General features: G+C 61.2%; 18 protein-coding genes and 1 pseudogene. 11 read left to right on the forward strand and 8 right to left on the reverse strand.

Annotated elements, in window-relative coordinates; genetic code table 11:
• Positions 1-202: 202 nt before the first annotated feature.
• The 3 genes from OQ460_RS19010 to OQ460_RS19020 all read left to right on the forward strand — a co-directional run bounded on the left by OQ460_RS19010 (position 203) and on the right by OQ460_RS19020 (position 3,817).
• Positions 203-1,015 carry a cytochrome C assembly family protein gene (locus OQ460_RS19010; RefSeq protein ID WP_410018916.1) on the forward strand — a complete coding sequence of 271 codons (813 nt, stop codon included), beginning with the start codon at positions 203-205 and terminating at the stop codon, positions 1,013-1,015.
• 12 nt (positions 1,016-1,027) lie between these two features.
• Positions 1,028-2,266 (forward strand): transporter associated domain-containing protein, encoded by a 1,239-nt coding sequence (locus OQ460_RS19015; protein ID WP_410018917.1) that lies wholly within the window; start codon positions 1,028-1,030, stop codon positions 2,264-2,266.
• A 240-nt stretch (positions 2,267-2,506) separates the two neighbouring features.
• Entirely contained in the window at positions 2,507-3,817 is a 1,311-nt protein-coding gene (locus OQ460_RS19020) for an MFS transporter (protein ID WP_410018918.1), read from the forward strand.
• 85 nt (positions 3,818-3,902) lie between these two features.
• Here OQ460_RS19020 and purT read toward each other — a convergent pair whose 3' ends face one another.
• The 5 genes from purT to OQ460_RS19045 all read right to left on the reverse strand — a co-directional run bounded on the left by purT (position 3,903) and on the right by OQ460_RS19045 (position 7,099).
• Positions 3,903-5,084 carry a formate-dependent phosphoribosylglycinamide formyltransferase gene (gene purT, locus OQ460_RS19025; protein ID WP_410018919.1) on the reverse strand — a complete coding sequence of 394 codons (1,182 nt, stop codon included), beginning with the start codon at positions 5,082-5,084 and terminating at the stop codon, positions 3,903-3,905.
• 70 nt (positions 5,085-5,154) lie between these two features.
• Entirely contained in the window at positions 5,155-5,622 is a 468-nt protein-coding gene (locus OQ460_RS19030) for a preQ0 transporter (RefSeq protein WP_410018920.1), read from the reverse strand.
• A 100-nt stretch (positions 5,623-5,722) separates the two neighbouring features.
• Positions 5,723-5,938, reverse strand: coding sequence for a DUF1289 domain-containing protein (locus tag OQ460_RS19035; protein WP_410018921.1), 216 nt, complete (start codon positions 5,936-5,938; stop codon positions 5,723-5,725).
• Positions 5,935-6,459 carry a gamma carbonic anhydrase family protein gene (locus OQ460_RS19040; RefSeq protein ID WP_410018922.1) on the reverse strand — a complete coding sequence of 175 codons (525 nt, stop codon included), beginning with the start codon at positions 6,457-6,459 and terminating at the stop codon, positions 5,935-5,937. The genes OQ460_RS19035 and OQ460_RS19040 overlap by 4 nt, the downstream gene beginning before the upstream one ends.
• Positions 6,460-6,496: 37 nt before the next feature.
• Complete coding sequence (locus OQ460_RS19045) at positions 6,497-7,099, reverse strand: CoA pyrophosphatase (RefSeq protein ID WP_410018923.1); 603 nt, start codon at positions 7,097-7,099, stop codon at positions 6,497-6,499.
• Positions 7,100-7,245: 146 nt separating this feature from the next.
• On the opposite strand from OQ460_RS19045, the gene OQ460_RS19050 reads away from it, so the two are divergent.
• The 7 genes from OQ460_RS19050 (at position 7,246) to nagE (ending at position 15,752) form a co-directional block, all read left to right on the forward strand.
• The gene (locus OQ460_RS19050; protein ID WP_410018924.1) at positions 7,246-7,794 is read left to right on the forward strand and encodes an NUDIX hydrolase; all 549 of its coding nucleotides are present in this window, start codon (positions 7,246-7,248) and stop codon (positions 7,792-7,794) included.
• Positions 7,795-7,830: 36 nt separating this feature from the next.
• A complete protein-coding gene (locus tag OQ460_RS19055) occupies positions 7,831-8,334 on the forward strand; it encodes a L,D-transpeptidase family protein (protein ID WP_410018925.1) in 504 nt (167 codons plus the stop codon).
• A gap of 264 nt (positions 8,335-8,598) precedes the next feature.
• Positions 8,599-9,357: a GntR family transcriptional regulator gene (locus tag OQ460_RS19060; protein ID WP_410018926.1), complete on the forward strand. Its 759-nt coding sequence runs from the start codon at positions 8,599-8,601 to the stop codon at positions 9,355-9,357.
• A 10-nt stretch (positions 9,358-9,367) separates the two neighbouring features.
• A complete protein-coding gene (gene nagA / locus OQ460_RS19065) occupies positions 9,368-10,474 on the forward strand; it encodes an N-acetylglucosamine-6-phosphate deacetylase (protein ID WP_410018927.1) in 1,107 nt (368 codons plus the stop codon).
• Positions 10,467-11,477, forward strand: coding sequence for an SIS domain-containing protein (locus OQ460_RS19070; protein ID WP_410022055.1), 1,011 nt, complete (start codon positions 10,467-10,469; stop codon positions 11,475-11,477). Before nagA ends, OQ460_RS19070 begins: the two co-directional genes overlap by 8 nt.
• Positions 11,478-11,513: 36 nt before the next feature.
• A complete protein-coding gene (ptsP, locus tag OQ460_RS19075; RefSeq protein ID WP_410018928.1) occupies positions 11,514-14,027 on the forward strand; it encodes a phosphoenolpyruvate--protein phosphotransferase in 2,514 nt (837 codons plus the stop codon).
• A gap of 27 nt (positions 14,028-14,054) precedes the next feature.
• A complete protein-coding gene (gene nagE / locus OQ460_RS19080; protein WP_410018929.1) occupies positions 14,055-15,752 on the forward strand; it encodes an N-acetylglucosamine-specific PTS transporter subunit IIBC in 1,698 nt (565 codons plus the stop codon).
• Positions 15,753-15,802: 50 nt separating this feature from the next.
• Here the strand turns inward: nagE and OQ460_RS19085 are convergent, their stop codons facing one another.
• Complete coding sequence (locus tag OQ460_RS19085; protein ID WP_410018930.1) at positions 15,803-16,099, reverse strand: hypothetical protein; 297 nt, start codon at positions 16,097-16,099, stop codon at positions 15,803-15,805.
• 127 nt (positions 16,100-16,226) lie between these two features.
• Between OQ460_RS19085 and OQ460_RS19090 the strand changes: the two are divergent.
• Positions 16,227-16,448 (forward strand): annotated as a pseudogene (locus OQ460_RS19090) (PTS N-acetyl-D-glucosamine transporter); the annotation flags it as partial.
• A 95-nt stretch (positions 16,449-16,543) separates the two neighbouring features.
• Here OQ460_RS19090 and OQ460_RS19095 read toward each other — a convergent pair.
• Positions 16,544-16,855 carry an NGG1p interacting factor NIF3 gene (locus OQ460_RS19095; protein ID WP_410018931.1) on the reverse strand — a complete coding sequence of 104 codons (312 nt, stop codon included), beginning with the start codon at positions 16,853-16,855 and terminating at the stop codon, positions 16,544-16,546.
• A gap of 4 nt (positions 16,856-16,859) precedes the next feature.
• Positions 16,860-20,756 carry a phosphoribosylformylglycinamidine synthase gene (gene purL / locus OQ460_RS19100; protein WP_410018932.1) on the reverse strand — a complete coding sequence of 1,299 codons (3,897 nt, stop codon included), beginning with the start codon at positions 20,754-20,756 and terminating at the stop codon, positions 16,860-16,862.
• Positions 20,757-20,969: the final 213 nt, after the last annotated feature.

The raw sequence follows: 20,969 nt of genomic DNA on the forward strand, positions 1-20,969 counted from the left end.
GCAATGGTAGACCGAGGTAATGGCGGCCCAGGCTGTGATAAATCGCTATTAAAAACAGCGCTTGGCGAGCCTGCGGCGTGGGCAGGTCGCGGATTATAGCGAAGACTGCCGTCATGCACACCCGCTGTCTGGCCCGGTGGTCTTTCGTGGAGCGCAGGTGTATGCCAAACTCAACGGCTTTCGGGCTTGCCTAACAGGATTTATGCTCCCTTTGCCACCCAGTTTGTTACCCAGTCTCGCCGCCGCCCTCTTGTATGCCGCTGCGACCCTCTATCAGGGCACTCGTCTTGCCCAACGCACCAGAGCGGACAAACGCCTGCTGGCCGGGCTTGGCGTGCTCGCCCTGATAGCACATGCCGCCAGCCTGTTCACTCACCTGATGACGCCAGTTGGGCTGGGCCTGGATTTTTTCAGCGCCGCCAGCTTGATTGCCGCCGCCGTCATCGCCCTGACGCTGCTGGCCTGCACGCGCATCCCGGTAGAAAACCTGCTGCTGCTGCTTTTCCCCCTGGGCATGCTGACGGTGCTGCTGGCGCAATTCGCTCCCAGCGGCACGGTCCAGGTGATCGATGAAGAGCCGGGCATCCTGGCGCATATCCTGTTATCGATCCTGGCCTACGGCATGTTCACCATTGCAGTGTTCCAGGCCTTGCTGTTGCTGCTGCAGGATCACCAGCTCAAGCACAAGCACCCCTCCGGGCTGATCAAGAACTTCCCCCCGCTGCAGACCATGGAAAGCCTGCTGTTCAGCTTCCTCTGGGCCGGCTGGACGTTGCTGTCGCTGTCGCTGATCTCCGGCTGGCTGTTCGTCGAGAACCTGTTCGCCCAACACCTGGTCCACAAGACGCTGCTGGCATGCCTGGCCTGGATAGTCTTCAGCGTCCTGCTGTGGGGCCGCAACCGCCTTGGCTGGCGTGGACACAAAGCAATCCGCTGGACCCTGGCCGGTTTCTGCTTGCTGATGTTGGCGTATTTCGGCAGCAAGCTGGTCCGCGAATTCATCCTGCACATCTGACGGGTTGCGATCATGGACAACTTGCCCCTGGAGCCGATGCTCGCGGTAGTGGCCCTGCTGGTTTTATGGTCAGCGCTGTTTACCGCCATCGAAGCCGCCCAACACCACCTGCTGGCGCTGCGCCCCGGCACCCGCCAGGGCGACAAAGCCGCAGCGCGGCTGAGCTTCCCACGCAACAGCCTGATCCTGTGCAACACGCTATGCCGCGCCGTGGTGGTGATTCTCTGCACCTTGCTGGCGATCTACGCCTGGGCCGAGAACGGTCCGTGGCTGGGCTGGCTGATCTCCAGCGCTACCTTGCTGATACTGGCCGACTATCTGCCTCGCACCCTCGCCACCCGATATCCCCAGGCGGTACTGGGCTTTGGCAATACGCTGCTGGCAGTGCCACTGAAGATCCTGTATCCGCTGGCCTGGCTGCTCAACGGTATCAGCCTGCTACTGTTGCGCCCCTTTTCCCGCAAGTCCGGGATCGTCAAGCAAAGTGACGAGCCGCGGCCCGATCATGCTGACGAACAAGCTGCGGACGCCGCCGAGGACCGCCTGCAAGGCATGCCGGGCATCCATGCCCTGGACAACATCACCGTCAATGACATCCTGGTCCCCCGCAGTGAAGTGGACGGCATCAACTTGGACGACGCGGTCGAAAACATCACTGAGCAGTTGCGCAACAACCAGCGCACCCGGCTGCCGGTGTTCCGCAGCGACATCAACCAGGTCGAAGCGGTGCTCAACACCCGACAGATCCAGCACTTGCTACCGGATGCCAGCCTGACCAAGGAAGCACTGCTCGCGGCCTGCCATGAACCGTACTTCGTCCCGGAAAGCACCCCGCTGCAACTGCAATTGCTGAACTTTCATAAACAGCAGCGACGCCTGGGCATGGTGGTGGACGAATACGGCGAGGTGCTGGGTATCGTGACCCTGGAAGATATTCTGGAAGAGATCGTCGGCGAGTTCGAAAGCGAGCAGAGCCTGGACAACCCGCTCATCCAGCCGCAGCCGGATGGCCGTTACGTGATCGACGGTGCCGTATCCATTCGCGAACTGAACAAATGCCTGGGCTGGCATCTGCCCAGCGACGGCCCAAAGACCCTCAATGGCCTGGCGACCGAAGCGCTGGAGACCATTCCGGACAGTGCGGTATGCGTGAAGATAGGCCGCTATCGCCTGGAAATCCTCGAAACCGAGGACAACCGGGTAAGCAAGGTGCTGATCTGGCACACCGGCACCGTGCCAATGGCTGCCTAGACCAAAGATCCTCGCCTGGGCACTTGTTTGATCTTCGGCGCCCTTTCTATAATCCCGCAGGCTTACACAAGCCCCCGCCCGACCGTGTGCTACCCGCACTGAGCGCGTCCAGGCACCGCTTTACCGTGTCTGACCGGTACGCGCTCCCATCCCGAGCCGCCCCGCGCACTACCCTGATCCATGGGTGTTCGACCAATAATAATCCGCGCCAAGCGCGCAACGACCATCAGGGATACGTCAATGAGCACCACCTATAACGAGGCCGCGAGCACCGCGCCAACCAACTCGACAGCCCGGGTTGCCACCGCGAGCATCGTCGGCACCGCCATCGAGTTCTACGACTTCTATATCTACGCCACGGCCGCCGCCCTGGTGATCGGCCCGGTGTTTTTCCCGCAGACGTCCGGCACGGCGCAGATGCTTGCCTCGTTCCTGACCTTCGGCATCGCCTTTATCGCCCGACCTTTGGGTTCCGCGCTGTTCGGCCACTTCGGTGACCGTATTGGGCGCAAGTCGACCCTGGTGGCTTCTTTGCTGCTGATGGGCATCTGCACCACGCTGATCGGCTTGCTGCCCGGCTACGACACCATCGGCGCCTGGGCACCGATCCTGCTCTGCGTACTGCGCTTTGGCCAGGGCCTGGGGCTGGGCGGTGAATGGGGCGGCGCAGCCTTGCTGGCCACCGAGAACGCACCGAAGGGAAAACGCGCCTGGTTCGGCATGTTCCCGCAGTTGGGGCCATCCATTGGATTTCTGGCGGCTAACGGGCTGTTTCTGATTCTGGCCATGAACCTGAGCGACGAGCAATTTCGCAGCTGGGGCTGGCGCATTCCGTTCCTGCTCAGTGCCGCATTGGTGATGGTCGGCCTGTATGCGCGCTTGAAACTGCACGAAACCCCGGTATTCGCCAACGCCGCCGCCAAAGAGAAACCGGTAAAAGTGCCGCTGGTGGAGCTGTTCAGTCAACATTGGATGCCAGTACTGCTGGGCTCGGCGGCGATGGTGGTGTGTTATGCCCTGTTTTATATCACCACCGCATTTTCCCTGAGCTACGGCGTGACAACCCTGGGCTATAGCCGCGAAACCTTCCTCGGCCTGCTGTGCTTTGCCGTGCTGTTCATGGGTGCGGCGACGCCTTTGGCGGCCTGGGCCAGCGACCGTTACGGACGCAAGCCGGTATTGATTGTTGGCGCAGTGCTGGCAATCCTCTCGGGCTTTACCATGGAACCGCTGCTGACCCACGGTTCGACCTGGGCTGTGGCGCTGTTCCTGTGCCTGGAGCTGTTTCTGATGGGCGTTACCTTCGCCCCGATGGGTGCGCTGCTGCCCGAATTGTTCCCGACACGCGTGCGTTATACCGGCGCTTCAGCGGCGTATAACCTGGGTGGGATCGTCGGCGCCTCGGCCGCACCGTTTTTCGCGACCAAACTGGTGGCGATGGGTGGGCTGAGTTATGTCGGTGGGTATGTGTCGGCGGCAGCGTTGCTCAGCTTGATTGCTGTGCTGTGCCTGAAAGAGACGCGGGATAATGATTTGAATCGCGTCGCCTGATAGACCTCCATCGCGAGCAAGTGCGCTCCCACATTCGAACGTGTTCACAATTCAAAATGTGGGAGCGCGCTTGCTCACGATGCTTTTAGAGTTCTACAACCACAGCTTGCGAAGCACGGGTCGCTTTAGCCCGCGCCGCTTCAATCGACTCATCCCGTGCCAATGCCACGCCCATGCGACGCTGGCCATTGACTTCTGGCTTGCCAAACAGACGCAACGCCGTATCCGGCTCGCTCAGTGCAGCACCGAGATTGGCGAACGCGGTCTGGGTCGACTGCCCTTCCACCAGGATCACCGACGAAGCCGATGGCCCGAACTGACGGATCAACGGGATCGGCAAGCCCAGGATGGCCCGCGCATGCAGGGCAAACTGCGACAAATCCTGAGAGATCAAGGTCACCAGGCCAGTGTCGTGCGGGCGCGGCGAAACCTCGCTGAACCACACTTGATCGCCCTTGATGAACAACTCCACCCCAAACAGGCCGCGACCACCCAGTGCTTCGGTCACGGCTTTGGCAACGCGTTCGGACTCTGCCAACGCAACCGGGCTCATGGCCTGTGGCTGCCAGGACTCCTGATAGTCGCCCTTCTCCTGACGATGCCCGACAGGCGCGCAGAACGTGGTGCCGCCAATGTGACGCACGGTCAGCAAGGTGATTTCGTAGTCGAAGTCGATAAAGCCTTCGATGATCACCCGGCCCTTGCCGGCACGACCACCTTCCTGGGCGTAATCCCAGGCTTGCTGCACGTCATCGGCGCTGCGCAACAGGCTCTGGCCTTTGCCCGACGAACTCATCACCGGCTTGACCACGCACGGGAAGCCCAGATCCTCGACCGCCTTGCGGTAATCCTCGACGGTGTCCGCGAAGTGATACGGCGAGGTCGGCAGGTCCAGCTCTTCAGCGGCCAGGCGGCGGATGCCTTCGCGGTTCATGGTCAACTGCGCCGCGCGAGCGGTGGGGATCACCGTGAAGCCTTCAGACTCCAGCTCCACCAGGGTGGCGGTGGCAATCGCTTCGATTTCCGGGACGATAAAATCCGGCTTTTCGGCTTCGATCACTGCGCGCAGGGCGGCGCCGTCAAGCATGTTGATCACGTGGCTGCGATGAGCAACCTGCATGGCCGGCGCGTTGGCGTAACGATCCACGGCAATCACTTCAACGCCCAGGCGCTGTAGCTCAATTACCACTTCCTTGCCCAGTTCACCGCAGCCACACATCAATACGCGGGTCGCGGTTGGCGACAATGGAGTTCCGATTCGGGTCATCACAGGTCCTCAGGGGAGCGGATCAGGGGGGAGAAAGGCCGGCATTTTACATGAACCGCAGCCATTGGCTTCAGTTGCCGGCATGCTGGCGGCGCAACCGCCATGCCATCACCAGCCACACTACGGTCACCCCGGCAAATTTCGAGGCCAGCGCTGTGCCGACCACTGCCGGCGTCAGGGCACCGATCAGGCCGAAAAAAATGAAGGTATCGAGGGGAATACTCAGCGCCGAACTGATCCACAGCCGGTCGTGCAACGGGCGCCTGGTGATGCTGAACACCAGCCAGTCAATGCACTCGGACACAGCGAACGCCGTGGCGCTGGCCAGGGCGATGGACGGATCTGAGGTGATATAGGAGAGCACCAGCGCCGCCAGCATGGCGATAATTGCACCGTGGCCGAAGCGGGTCTGCACCATGTCCCGCAGGATAAACACCAGACCACCCCAGGCGGACCAGATGACATCCAGGTGAGGGGCAGTGGAAAAGGCGAAGTTGATCAGCACGACGCTACTGATGTAGGCAATCAGGAAGAGCATGGGGCGAGGGACCTGTGAGCAAGGGGCACAGGGTACTTCACATTTTGAAATATGTCGTCTGGGAGGGCCTCTGCGCGAGCAAGCCCGCGAAAGCGGTAATTCAGGCGCCAGATAGCCCAGACACCATAAACACCACCCCACTCGCCACCGCCCGCTCATGACACAAGCCCAGCACCACCCGGCGCTCGGCATTGTCCATGCGGCCCCAACGGGTGATTTCAGCGGCGGTGCGCTGGCAGCCGGTGCAGATATCGTTGTCATCCAGCGCACAAATGCTCACGCATGGCGAAGCGACAGGGCGTTCGATCGGACTCATTTTTCCTGCTCGGCCAGGTCACGCGCATAGCGCTGGGAGTTATGCACATAGTGCGCGGCGCTGGCCTCCAGCATTCTTTTCTGCTGTTCAGTCAATTCGCGCACTACTTTGCCAGGCGAGCCCATCACTAATGAGCCATCCGGAATCTCCTTGCCCTCGCCGATCAGCGAGTTGGCGCCAATGATGCAGTGCTTGCCGATTTTTGCGCCATTGAGGATCACGGCGTTAATGCCGATCAGGCTGTAGTCGCCGACGGTGCAGCCATGAAGCATCGCGTTATGGCCGATGGTCACACCAGTCCCCAGGGTCAGCGGGTAGCCCATGTCGGTGTGCATTACAGTGCCATCCTGAACATTGCTGTTCTTGCCGATCAGGATCAGTTCGTTGTCGCCACGCAATACCGCGTTGAACCAGACGTTGGCACCCTCCTCCAGCTTGACCTTACCCACCAGCGTGGCATTGGGGGCCACCCAGCTTTGTGGATGGATCTCGACGCAGGCGTCGCCCAGGCGATATTTCATGGTGCATTCCTCACGGCTTGCCATACGAAACGATGGCTTATGTATTGATAAAGGCTTTCGGCGGGCGATGCAGGCTGATGTCAGCATCGTCATAGAGCAGGTTGATCAGCTCCACAATCATGATCGCCGTCAGGCCCCAGATTTTGTATTCACCGAAGCGATAACTGGGTACGTACCAACTGCGCCCCTGGTAATCGATACGATGGGTATGCTCACGCGGGTCCTGGCGGAAAAACTCCAGCGGGACGCTGAACACGGCAGCAATTTCCGCATCGTTGGCCAGGTACTCGACATAATCGGGGATGACACCCACATACGGGGTAACGCGGATGCCGTGCAGGGAAACCAGTGGGCTCAGGGGGCCGATCACTTCCACCAGGCCCGGTGGCAGGCCGATTTCCTCTTCAGCTTCACGCAGCGCGGTAAAGATCAGATCAGGGTCCTCGGGGTCGCGGCGACCGCCGGGAAACGCCACTTCACCGCCATGGGTCGACAGGCCGCTGGCGCGCAGGGTCAGGATCAGCTCAGGTTCGTCACTGCGGGTAATCGGCACCAGCACCGCAGCCTCGGGGAAACGGCCGTCGGTTTCCAGCGTGCGTGGCGTGTGATTGCTTACCCGGCGAAGTAGCTCGTCCAGCATGAGTCATCTCGGTCTGTTGGCTATCTTGCATCATGCACCAAAGCGTGCGGGCGCCCAAGCCCAAAACCCGGGCTGTGTCGCGAAACGACAACTTGCAGGGCAATGCCCTGCACGCCAAGATAGGCGCAGTCCCCAGGAACCCCAGCATGAACTTCTGCAGCCAATGCGGTAAACCGGTCACCCAGCGCATTCCCGAAGGCGACGCACGCCTGCGTCATGTCTGTGACCACTGTCAGACCATTCACTATCAGAACCCCAATATCGTCGCTGGCACCGTGCCAGTCTGGGGTGACCAAGTGCTGCTGTGCCGGCGCGCCATCGAGCCGCGCCTGGGCTACTGGACCCTGCCCGCCGGTTTCATGGAGAACGGTGAGACCGTGGAGCAAGCGGCGATGCGCGAAACCCTGGAAGAGGCCTGCGCCAGGGTCCGCGACCTGAATATCTACACGTTGATCGACGTGCCGCACATCAGCCAGGTGCATATTTTCTACCGCGCCGAACTGATCGACCTGGATTTCCAGCCGGGTATAGAGAGCCTGGAAGTACAGTTGTTCAGTGAAGCCGACATCCCCTGGTCAGAGCTGGCTTTCCGCACCGTCGGGCGTACTCTAGAATGCTTTTTCGCCGACCGTCGGCAACAGGTTTTTCCAGTGCGCAGCGAATCGGTGCCGCCGCTGACTCAACCGGCAAAATAACCCTCCAAGGGCCGACTTCAAAGGGATGCTGTTTCAATGCGTTGGTTGCTTGCTCTGTTCTGTCTCTCGTTTGCCATGCTGTCGTCGGCCTCCACTCTGGTCACCTTGGGCGGCAAGCCGGTCGACAAGATCCTGGTGCTCAAGTCTGCCCATCAGTTGCAACTGATCAACGACGGCAAGCCCTTCAAGACCTACCGCATTTCCCTGGGCAAGAACCCCAAGGGCCACAAACTCGTCGAAGGTGACCGCCGCACTCCGGAAGGTTTGTACTGGATCGACTGGCGCAAGACCAGCGATCGCTTCAACCTGTCCATGCACATCTCCTACCCGAACATCAGTGACGCCGCACGCGCCAGGCGCGAAGGAGTCAAACCGGGCAGCATGATCATGATCCACGGCACGCCTGACACCGAGGAATACCCGGAACAGTGGTTCCATACCCTCGACTGGACCGACGGCTGCATCGGCATGCGCAACGTCGACATGCGCGAAGTCTGGAGTCTCGTCAAGGACGGCACAATGATCGAGATTCGCCCCTGATTTTCGACCGTTCGTAAAATAATTCGAAAAAAAACCTCCCTCCCACGGCCCGCGCCCGGTGAATACCAGTTCGCCTTGCGGGCGTGTGCGCCTCTGGGCGCAATAAAGACCTCTCCAATACCACTTCATACCAGATGCCCTAAACATGCCTGTAAACGTGGATTTTCACGCATTTGGCAGGATTGACATGGTATTTAAGTGGTATTAATTTTCCGCTCACTACCGGGCGACAACACTCCAATAACCGCATCGGAAACCTTACTGATGAATCCCATCCAGGCCTTGCGCCCCGACGACAAACAATCCACCCCCCTGTACCTGCAACTGGCTCGCAAATTGGCAGCCGCGATCCATTCCGGCGAATGGAAATCCGAGCAGGCCTTGCCCTCCGAACGCGTCCTCAGCGAACAGTTGAGTATTTCCCGGGTGACCGCTCGCAAAGCGTTGGAAGTATTGTTTGCCCAAGGCCTGATCCGTCGTAGCCAGGGCTCTGGCACTTTTATCACGCCTCGCCTGGAGCAACCGCTGTCGCGCCTGTCGGGGTTCAGCGAGATGCTGCGCCTTAAAGGCTTCGTGCCCGGTTCCCAATGGCTGGAACGTGAAATCACCCCGCCCACCCATGAAGAACTGATCCGCTTGTGCCTGTCGCCCACCGACAAGGTGGCGCGGCTCAAGCGCCTGCGCAAAGCCGATGACACGGTGATGGCGGTCGAAATGAGCGCCCTGCCCGCGTCGATCATCCCCAACCCCCAGGCCATCGGCTGTTCGCTCTACGAACACCTGGAAGCCATTGGCAAGCCCGTCGTCCGCGCCCTGCAACATATCCAGGCAATCAACGCCTCGGACGAGTTCGCCGAGCTGGTGGGCATCGCCCCCGGCACCGCCATGCTGCTGATGACCCGGGTTGGCTACACCGCCGACAACACGCCCATCGAAATCACCGACACCTATTGCCGCAACGATTACTACGACTTCGTAGCCGAACTGCGTCGATACGACTTTGCCGCCGAGTTGCGGCCTTAGAGACCTGCCCATGTCCGAAGACAATATCCTCACGCCCCACGGCTGGATGCGCGGCCGCCTGGTGCACCAGCACGGCAAGGTCACCGCCGTCGAAGGCGTGCCCTGCGATCCGGCCGACAACGACCTGCCCTACCTGCTGCCGGGTTTCATCGACTTGCACGTACACGGCGGCGGCGGCAAAGACATCATGGAAGGCACCGCAGCCTTCGAGACCATTACCCGCACCCACGTACGTTTTGGCACCACGTCGTTGCTGGCCACCACCATGACTGCGCCCGTTGCAGAGATCTCCAGCGTACTCGGCCAGCTCGGCGTCTTCTGCAAGCAGCGCCCTTTCGGCAGCGCGCGGGTGCTTGGGGTGCATCTGGAAGGCCCCTACATCAATCCGGGAAAACTCGGCGCCCAACCCAACTTCGCCCACACCGCCTTGATGGCCGAGGTTGAGGAATACCTACGCCTGGCGCCGATCCGAGTGATTACCATCGCCCCGGAAATCGCCGGACACGACGCTTTGATCCGCGCCCTCAGCGAGCGCGGCGTTCGTATGCAGATCGGACACACCCTGGGCAGCTATGAAGAAGGCGTAGCCGCCCTTGCCGCCGGCGCCACCAGCTTCACCCACCTGTACAACGCCATGAGCCCGCTGCATCACCGCGAACCGGGCATCGTCGGCGCAGCGCTGGCGCATGCCAAATATGCCGAATTGATCCCGGATCTGCTGCACGTCCACCCCGGCGCCATGCGTGTGGCCCTGCGCGCGATTCCCTGCCTGTACTGCGTCACCGATTCCACCGCCGCCGCCGGTATGCCCGACGGCGAATACAAGCTGGGCAGCCATACCGTGACCAAGTGCCTGGGCGGTGTGCGCCTGGCCGACGGCACCCTGGCCGGCAGCACCCTGACCATGGACCAGGCCCTGCGCAACCTGGTGAAAATCGGCTTGCCTATCAGTGAAGCCTCACAACGCTTGTCGCAGTTTCCTGCGGACTACCTGGGCCTGGAAGAACGCGGCCGCCTGCAACCCGGCAGCTTTGCCGACTGCGTGCGCCTGGACCGCTCCCTGAACATCACCGACGTAATGGTCGAAGGAGAAACCATTGACTTCAAAAATGCTTGAAGAGGCGCAGGCCTCCTGCGAAGCCGTCGAAACCCAACTGCAACGCCTGGAACCGATACTTGCTGAAGTCGCCGGCCGCCTGCGTCGCCAGCCGCCACAAGTGGCGATGACCGTCGCCCGTGGCAGTTCGGACCACGCCGCCAGCTATTTCGCGTATCTGGCCATGCAGCATGTCGGGATCCCGGTGGCGTCGTTGCCGATGTCGGTAGTGACCCTGTCGCAGTCGCCGCTGAAAGTCAGCGGCCAGGTAGTCTTTGGTTTTTCCCAGTCGGGACAGAGCCCCGATCTGGTCAACAGCCTGCGTGTATTACGCAAGCGTGGGGCGTTGAGCGTATCCCTGGTGAATGCCGAGGACTCGCCCCTGGAAGCTGCATGCGAATTCCACGTGCCGCTGTATGCCGGACCGGAGCGCAGTGTCGCCGCCACCAAAAGCTTTATCGCCACTTTGAGTGCCAGTGCCCTGCTGGTCGGCCACTGGAACCAGGACGACGTGCTGCTGCAAGCCTGCCAGGACTTGCCCGCCGGCCTGCGTGAAGCGGCAACCCAGGACTGGAGCCCAGCCATCGACGCCCTGCGCGATTGCCAACGCCTGATGGTGATTGGCCGGGGCGCCGGTTTCGCCATCGCCCAGGAGGCCGCGCTCAAGCTCAAGGAAACCTCGGCGATCCAGGCCGAAGCCTTCAGCAGCGCCGAAGTACGCCACGGGCCGATGGCCTTGATCGACGCGAACTACCCGCTGTTGGTCTTCGCCCCACGCGGTGCCGAACAGGCTGGCCTGCTCACGCTGGCCCAGGATATGCGCCAGCGTGGCGCCCGTGTACTGCTGGCCGCACCCGATGATGTTGCCGAACGCGACCTGACCTTGAGCTGCGCCGAACACCCGGCACTGGACCCGATCCTGGCGATCCAGAGCTTCTATGTGATGGCCGCAGGCCTGGCACATGCCAGGGGAATGGATCCGGACCAACCCCGTCACCTGAGCAAAGTGACCCGTACCCACTGAGTGGACTGCAGCGATTTCCTGATGAGTACCGTGCCCATGCCGAACAATAAAAATGACCTGACTGTCTGCGCCCCCCTGAATGGGCCGGTGCTGAGCCTGGGCAACGTCCCCGACGACGTCTTCGCCAGCGGCGCCATGGGCGATGGCATTGCCATCGACCCGCTTGGTGATTGCCTGCATGCGCCATGCGCCGGGGTGGTGATGCATGTCGCGCGCACCGGGCACGCGTTGACCATTCGCGCCGATAACGGCGCCGAAATCCTGCTGCACGTGGGTATCGATACCGTCGAATTGAACGGCGAAGGGTTTGCGTTGCTGGTCAAGGAGGGGGCGCGGGTCAGCGACGGCCAGGCCTTGATCCGTTTTGATCTGGATCGCGTCGCCCGTCAGTGCAAAAGCCTGATCAGCCTGATCATCCTGACCAACAGTGATCATTTCGAACTGCAGCCGGTCAATGCGCAAACGGTAAAAGTCGGTGAGCCGCTGTTTCACGTCTCACCGCGCAGTACATCGACCACGCACGCGCTGCCTGCCGACGAGGCCAGCAGCGAAGCCAGTGCCAGCATTCGCATCACTCACCGTGGTGGCCTGCATGCACGTCCCGCCGCGCTGATTCGCAAGACGGCGCAAGGTTTCAGCAGCCAGTCACATCTGCACTTTGCCGGCAAGTCAGCCGGGTGTGACAGCCTGATCGGCCTGATGGGGCTGGGTATCGGCGAGCAGGACGAAGTACAGGTCAGTTGCCGAGGCAAGGATTGCGAAGCGGCATTGCAAGCCCTGCTTGCTGCATTGTCGGTGCCTGTCCATCACGAAGTTCCCACTCCAGTGGTCGTCGCCCCACGCCGCGCCGCTGCCGAAGCTGGCGTATTGCAGGGTGTCTGCGCTGCGCCAGGACTGGTCTGCGGACCTTTGTTCCGACTCAACGGGATCGAATTGCCAGCCGACCCGCGCAACCATGCAGTCGACGAACAGTTGCAACATCTGCACAGCGCCCTGGAGCAGGTCCGCAGCGAAATCCGCGACACGCTGGACCAGGCCCGTCGAAGCAAGGATGTCGAGGAACAAGAGATCTTCGCCGCGCACCTGGCGCTGCTGGAAGATCCCGCGTTGCTGGAAAGCGCCACCTGCGCCATCGAACAAGGCAGTGCCGCTACCCATGCCTGGCGTGACGCGATCCAGGCCCAATGCGCGGTGTTGCTGGGCTTGGGCAAGCCGTTGTTTGCCGAGCGCGCCAACGACCTGCGGGACCTGCAACAACGGGTACTGCGGGCACTGTTGGGTGAGGCCTGGCACTACAAATTGCCGGCGGGCGCCATTGTCGTTGCCCATGAGTTGACCCCCTCCGACTTACTGCAACTGAGCGAGCAACGGGCAGCCGGTATCTGCATGGCCGAAGGTGGCGCGACATCCCATGTGGCGATTCTCGCCCGCGGCAAGGGTTTGCCGTGTGTGGTTGCGCTGGGCAGTGAAGTACTGGAAGTCCCGCAAGGCCAGCGCGTGGTGCTGGACGCTGGCAACGGTCGCCTGGAACTGACACCCGACGATGCGCGCCACGCCGAAGTCCACCAGATCCGCAGCGCACAAAAACTCAAGCGCCAGCAGCAACAGGCCGAAGCCCAGGCGCCGGCTCGGACCTTCGACGGCGTGGGCATTGAAGTGGCCGCCAACGTTGCCTCCAGCAGCGAAGCACAACTCGCCTTTGCAAACGGCGCCGATGGCGTCGGTCTGTTGCGCACCGAGTTTTTATTCGTCGACCGTCGTACCGCTCCCGATGAGCAGGAACAACGCCAGGCCTATCAGGCAGTGCTCGATGCCATGGGCGACAAGCCGGTCATCATCCGCACCATCGACGTCGGTGGCGACAAACAACTGGACTACTTGCCGTTGCCGGTGGAAGCCAACCCGGTGCTGGGCCTGCGCGGCATTCGCATGGCCCAGGTGCGCCCGGAGTTGCTCGACCAGCAACTGCGCGCCCTGCTCCAGGTCAGCCCGTTGCAACGTTGCCGGATCCTGTTGCCGATGGTCAGCGAAGTCGACGAATTACTGCATATCCGCCAGCGCCTGGACGCGTTGTGCAGCGAACTGCAATTGAGCCAACGCCCGGAACTTGGGGTAATGATCGAAGTTCCCGCCGCGGCGCTGATGGCCGAACAACTGGCCGAACATGCCGACTTCCTGTCCATCGGCACCAACGATCTGTCCCAGTACACCCTGGCCATGGACCGCGATCACGCAGGCCTCGCCGCGCGAGTCGATGCGCTGCATCCGGCGCTGCTGCGGCTGATTGCCCAGACCTGTAGCGGTGCCGCGAAACACCGGCGCTGGGTCGGTGTCTGCGGCGCGCTGGCGTCTGACCCATTAGCCACACCCGTACTGATTGGCCTGGGGATCAGAGAGCTGTCCGTCAGCCCGCCGCAAGTCGCCGAAATCAAAGACCGCGTGCGCCATCTGGACGCCGCGCAATGCCGGCAACTGAGCCAAGGCCTGCTCAACCTGAGCAGCGCCAAGGCCGTGCGCCAGGCCTGCCATCACCATTGGCCGCTGAGCTGACAACAACAAGAAAAAAGGAGACTCGCCATGTACCAACACTTTATCGAAGGTCTGCAACGCCTGGGCCGCGCGCTGATGCTACCGATTGCGATCCTGCCGATCGCCGGCCTCTTGCTGCGCCTGGGCGACACCGACCTGCTGAACATCGCCGTGATGCACGATGCCGGGCAGGCGATCTTCGCCAACCTGGCGCTGATTTTCGCCATTGGTATCGCCGTGGGATTCGCCCGCGACAACAACGGCACCGCAGGCCTGGCCGGTGCCATTGGCTACCTGGTGATGATCTCCACGCTCAAGGTGATGGACAGCACCATCAACATGGGCATGCTTGCGGGGATCGTCAGCGGCTTGATGGCCGGTGCGTTGTACAACCGCTTCAAAGACATCAAGTTGCCGGAATACCTGGCGTTCTTTGGTGGACGACGGTTTGTGCCGATCATCACCGGGTTCAGCGCCGTCGGGCTGGGGGTAGTCTTTGGCCTGATCTGGCCGCCGATTCAACACGGCATCAACGGCTTTGGCGTGTTACTGATGGAAAGCGGCAGCTTGGGCGCGTTCGTGTTTGGCGTGTTCAACCGCCTGCTGATCGTCACCGGCCTGCACCACATCCTCAACAACATGGCGTGGTTTGTATTCGGCACGTTTACTGACCCCTTGACCGGCGCAGTGGTGACCGGCGATCTGACCCGCTACTTTGCAGGCGACCCCAACGGTGGCCAGTTCATGACCGGCATGTTCCCGGTGATGTTGTTCGGCTTGCCAGCAGCGTGCCTGGCGATGTACCGCAATGCCTTGCCGGAGCGGCGCAAGATCATGGGCGGGATCTTCCTGTCGATGGCCCTGACGTCGTTCCTCACTGGGGTCACCGAGCCCATCGAATTTGCCTTCATGTTCCTCGCGCCGTTCCTGTATTTGCTGCACGCACTGTTGACCGGCTTATCGATGGCCGTCACCAATCTGCTCGACATCCACCTGGGCTTTACCTTCTCCGGTGGTTTTATCGACATGGTGCTGGGTTGGGGCAAGTCCACCAATGGCTGGCTGGTGGTGCCGGTGGGGTTGGCTTACGCCGTTATCTACTATGCCGTATTTGATTTCTGTATCCGTCGCTTCAACTTGAAAACACCGGGGCGTGAAGACGTTCAAGTGGTGCAAGCAGAAGCCATGACCGACAACCAGCGCGCCTCTGCCTACATCCGCGCACTGGGCGGCGCGGACAACCTGCTGAGTGTCGGCGCCTGCACTACACGCCTGCGCCTGGACATGCGCGACCGCAACAAGGCCGTAGATGCAGAGCTCAAGGCCCTGGGCGCCATGGCCGTTGTGCGGCCTGGTAATGGCGGGAGTCTGCAGGTGGTGGTCGGGCCGATGGCAGACAGCATTGCCGATGAAATTCGCTTGGCAATGCCGTCGTTTGTCGCCAGCGCACCTGTCACGGTAGAGCCTGTAGAGAAGGCGGTGACGGTGAACCTGCAGGAGGCCGAAAAATGGCTGAGCGCCTTGGGTGGCCGTGCAAATGTGCGCCAGATGGAAGCGGTGGCCATGACGCGGTTGCGGGTGGAGCTGGGGGATGATTCAGTGTTGTCCGACGCAGAGCTCACCGCACTTGGATGCCAGGGTATAAGCCAACTCGACAGCGGTGTCTGGCACTTGCTCATTGGTGAAAAGGCTGCGGGATTGGGCAAAGCATTGGAGCAGTTGATAACCCGCCCGATCAACGTTTGACGGGCCGCTCCCACGCAAGAGCGTGGGAGCGATCTAAATCACCAGTTCCCTCAAGTCACTGTAAATTTGAATACATTGGATCTGAGATCAGGAGGGGGAATTTTTACCTGAATGAGAAAAACTTCGTGACCGCCTTTTGCTATGTCGTCGACCCGAAACTCCCAAACGTCATTCGCTGGAAAAAAGGCTGGCTCATAAAACCTGTCGTCCAAGAGCAACCTGGTGTTGATAGTCCCCGACGAACGCCCTTTAAAAGTCAGCGTGGTTTCAGAAGTAGTGCCGCCATCCGGGATTTCAACGCCGTCTGACGTCACAGCGAGATCTACCGTCAACTCATCGTTGTCCATGATTCCTGCTCCTTCTTGAGTACCTATTGAAAGCCCATTTCAATTGCCTTCCAGCACTACGTCTACTGTCAAACATGACAGGTTCAGAGGTGATTCCGATAAACGGTGCAAGCCATTTCTCGGTTCAAGGAATGCGCGCCAGTTGGGAGCAATGGCGATGAACCGGTTGCGGGTGGAGTTGGGTGATGAGTCGGTGTTATCCGAAACTGAACTTACGGCGCTCGGCTGCCAAGGGGCCAGCCAACTGGAAAGCGGGGGTTGGCACCTATTGATTGGTGACAAGGCTGCGGGATTGAGGGAAGCATTGGAGCAGTTGGTCAGTGGCCGTGAGGCCGGCGGCGGGGTTTAGAGTTGTAACGGCTGCTCACGATAGGTCCTCACATTCAACAAAAAACCCGCTGACCAAACTGGCCCAGCGGGTTTCTTGTTTATGCAGCCAACGAATCAAAAATCCGCCAACTGCCACACCTCATACGCCGGAGTCTCATACGGGTGGCTGAGTTTGAGCGCAGCCACAACAGCCACGATCAATTCATCCGCCACCACCAGCTCAACCTTCCACTCTTCAACCACTTCAACCTGGCCCACCTGCCCGATAAACGGCTGGCTGCCATCCAATGCGCGGAATTGGCCCTGGCCCAGCACTTGCCAGGCACAGTTGTCGTAGGCGCCGATGCGCCCGCCACCCGCTGCGAAGACGGCGGTTTTCACCGTCTCCACATGGCTGCCGGGCACAAAGAAGGCAAGCTTGTACACCGTCTTAGTTCACCCACACGCGAGCGTTGCGGAACATGCGCATCCACGCGCCGTCTTCGTTCCACTCTTCCGGGCGCCATGAGTTCTGCACGGCGCGGAACACGCGCTCCGGGTGCGGCATCATGATGGTCACGCGGCCGTCGCGGCTGGTAAGCCCGGTGATCCCGCGCGGCGAGCCGTTCGGGTTGGCCGGGTAGGTCTCGGTGACCTTGCCGTGGTTGTCGACGAAACGCAGGGCGACGGTGCCGGACAGGTCGGCTTCCAGCAACGCTTCTTCGCTTTCGAACTCGGCATGGCCTTCACCGTGAGCGATGGCGATTGGCATGCGCGAACCGGCCATGCCCTGCAGGAAGATCGAGTTGGACTCCTGCACCTGAACCATGGCGACACGGGCCTCGAACTGCTCGGAACGGTTGCGCACAAAGTGCGGCCAGAACTCGCTGCCCGGGATCAGTTCGCTGAGGTTGGACATCATCTGGCAACCGTTGCACACACCCAGGGTGAAACTGTCGTTACGCTCGAAGAAGCCCTGGAACGCATCACGCGCACGGCTGTTGAACAGCGCCGACTTGGCCCAGCCTTCACCGGCACCCAGCACGTCGCCGTAGGAGAACCCGCCGCAGGCCACCAGGCCCTTGAACTCATTGAGGTCAACGCGACCGGCGAGAATGTCGCTCATGTGCACATCAATCGCGTTGAAGCCGGCACGGTCGAACGCCGCCGCCATTTCCACCTGGCCATTGACGCCCTGCTCACGCAGTACGGCAACTTGAGGGCGGATGCCTTTCTTGATGTAAGGCGCGGCGATGTCCTGGTTGACGTCGAAGCTGAGCTTGGCGCTCAGACCCGGGTTGTCTTCTTCCAGGATCACCGCGAATTCCTGCTCGGCGCAGTCAACGTTGTCGCGCAGGCGCTGGATCTGGTAGCTGGTCTCGGCCCACTGGCGTTGCAGCAAGCGGCGCTGGCCTGCAAACACGGTGTCGCCATTGAAGGAGATATTGATCTCACCGTTGTTGATCGGCTGGCCGATCACTGCCACGCAATCGTCCAGGCCAGCGGCGCTGAATTGTGCGAGTACGTCCGGAGTAGCATCCTGACGAACCTGGATCACTGCACCCAACTCTTCGTTGAACAGGATGCCGTTGATCTCGGCTGCATCCTCGGCAACGCTGTCGAGCACGATGTTCAGGCCACAGTGACCGGCGAAGGCCATTTCCACGACGCTGGTCAGCAAGCCACCGTCGGAACGGTCATGGTAGGCCAGCAGGTGGCCATCGGCGTTGAGGCCCTGGATCACGGCGAAGAAGGCCTTCAGGTCTTCAGCGTCGTCGACGTCTGGCGCCTGCTTGCCGAGCTTGCCATGGGTCTGGGCCAGGATCGACGCGCCCATGCGGTTCTGGCCACGGCCCAGGTCGATCAGGATCAGATCGGTGGTGCCCTTGTCCATGCGCAGTTGCGGGGTCAGGGTCTGGCGGATATCGGTGACCGGGGCGAAGCCGGTGACGATCAGCGACAGCGGCGAGGTGACGGTCTTGTCGCTGCCATCTTCGTTCCAGCGGGTGGCCATGGACATGGAGTCCTTGCCCACCGGAATGGTGATACCCAACTCGGGGCACAGTTCCATACCGACGGCTTTCACGGTGTCGTACAAACGGGCGTCTTCGCCTGGGTGGCCAGCAGCGGACATCCAGTTGGCCGACAATTTGATGTCGGACAGCTTGCCGATACGGGAAGCGGCGATGTTGGTCAGCACTTCACCAATGGCCATGCGGCCCGACGCCGGGGCGTCCAGCAAGGCCAGCGGCGTACGCTCGCCCATGGCCATTGCTTCACCGGTGTAGACGTCGAAGCTGGTGGCGGTGACGGCAACGTCAGCCACTGGCACCTGCCATGGGCCGACCATTTGGTCACGGGCAACCAGGCCGGTGATGGTGCGGTCGCCGATGGTGATCAGGAAGCTCTTGCTCGCCACGGCCGGGTGGTGCAGCACGCGCTCGATGCTATCGGCCAGTTCCAGCTTGCTTGGGTCGAAATCATCGCCCAACTCGGCTTCACGTACCGCCGAACGGTGCATGCGCGGGGCCTTGCCCAGAAGCACTTCCAACGGCATGTCCACCGGGCTGTTGCCGAAGTGGCTATCTGTAACAGTAAGCTGTGGCTCGGCAGTCGCTTCGCCGACCACGGCAAACGGGCAACGCTCGCGTTCGCAGATGGCCTGGAAGCGCGCGAAATCTTCAGGGCCAACGGCCAGCACATAACGTTCCTGGGATTCATTGCTCCAGATTTCGTGCGGGGCCATGCCCGGCTCATCGTTTGGAATGTTGCGCAGTTCGAAACGGCCACCACGGTCGCCATCGTTGACCAGCTCCGGGAATGCGTTGGACAAACCACCGGCACCGACGTCGTGGATGAAGCTGATCGGGTTCTTGTCACCCAACTGCCAGCAACGGTCGATGACTTCCTGGCAACGGCGCTCCATCTCAGGGTTTTCACGCTGTACGGAAGCGAAATCCAGGTCAGCCGAGCTGGTACCGGTGGCCATGGAGGAAGCAGCGCCGCCGCCCAGGCCGATCAACATGGCCGGGCCACCGAGGACGATCAGCTTGGAGCCGACCAGGATCTCGCCTTTTTGCACATGATCTTCACGGATGTTGCCCATGCCGCCGGCCAACATGATCGGCTTGTGGTAGCCGCGCACTTCATCCCCACGCGGGGTGGTGATGGATTGCTCGAACGTACGGAAATAGCCTGTCAGGGCCGGACGCCCGAATTCGTTGTTGAAGGCGGCGCCGCCCAGCGGGCCTTCGATCATGATGTCCAGCGCGGTGACGATGCGCTCGGGCTTGCCGTACGGCACTTCCCACGGCTGTTCGAAGCCTGGGATCTGCAGGTTGGACACGGTGAAACCGGTAAGGCCCGCCTTTGGCTTGGCGCCACGGCCGGTTGCACCTTCGTCGCGAATCTCGCCACCAGAACCGGTGGCAGCGCCCGGGAACGGGGCAATCGCGGTCGGGTGGTTGTGGGTCTCGACCTTCATCAGGATGTGCACCGGCTCCTGTACCGCACCGTACTGGCGGGTCTCAGGGTCCGGGAAGAAACGGCCGGCAACGCTGCCGACGATAACCGAGGCGTTGTCCTTATAAGCCGACAGAACGCCTTCGCTGTGCATCACGTAGGTGTTCTTGATCATGCCGAACAGGCTTTTTTCCTGGCTTTGGCCGTCGATGTCCCAACTGGCGTTGAAGATCTTGTGACGGCAGTGCTCGGAGTTGGCCTGGGCGAACATCATCAGTTCGATGTCGTGCGGGTTGCGCTTCAAGCCGTTGAAGGCATTGACCAGGTAGTCGATCTCGTCGTCGGCCAGGGCCAGGCCCAATTCGATATTGGCCTTCTCGAGGGCGGCGCGGCCACCTCCAAGCACGTCGATCGCGGTGAGCGGCTTGGGTTCGGCGTGGCTGAACAGGCCGGCAGCCTGTTCCAGCTGGCTGACGATGATCTGGGTCATGCGATCATGCAGGCTGCTGGCGATCAGCTCGGCATCAGCGTCGCTGAACTGGCCGGCGACGTAGAAGGCGATACCGCGCTCCAGGCGCTGGATTTTGTCCAGGCCACAGTTGCGGGCGATGTCGCTGGCCTTGCTCGACCAGGGCGAGATGGTGCCGAACCGTGGCAGAGCCAGGAACAAGCGGCCGTTGGGCTCTTGAACAGGCACACTGGGACCGTACTTCAGAAGGCGCGCCAGCACTCGCTGTTCGTCGGAGGTCAATACGCCAGTAACGTCGGCGAAGTGAGCAAATTCAGCATACAGGCCAGTGACAGCTGGAACCTTCTGGCTCAGTTGCTCAAGGAGTTTGCTGTGGCGAAAGGCAGAAAGGGCAGGAGCACCGCGCAGGATCAACATCTTCGGGACAGCCTCGGGAAGGGGTGTGCTTTGAGGCCGTGCATTCTAGCGTAAACCATCGCCAACGGCACCCGAAACGGCGAAGCAAGCCGCTGCCGAACGTCAGTTGGCTGGATTACGCGGTCATCCGGCGCTTATCTGGTGTCTGGCGGGCAGTTATTTTAACCGTCATATTTTTTCCAAAGCCCCGTTTCTACGGCCTCCCGCCCCGAT

Source organism: Pseudomonas imrae (assembly GCF_046352735.2).
Lineage (GTDB): Bacteria > Pseudomonadota > Gammaproteobacteria > Pseudomonadales > Pseudomonadaceae > Aquipseudomonas > Aquipseudomonas imrae.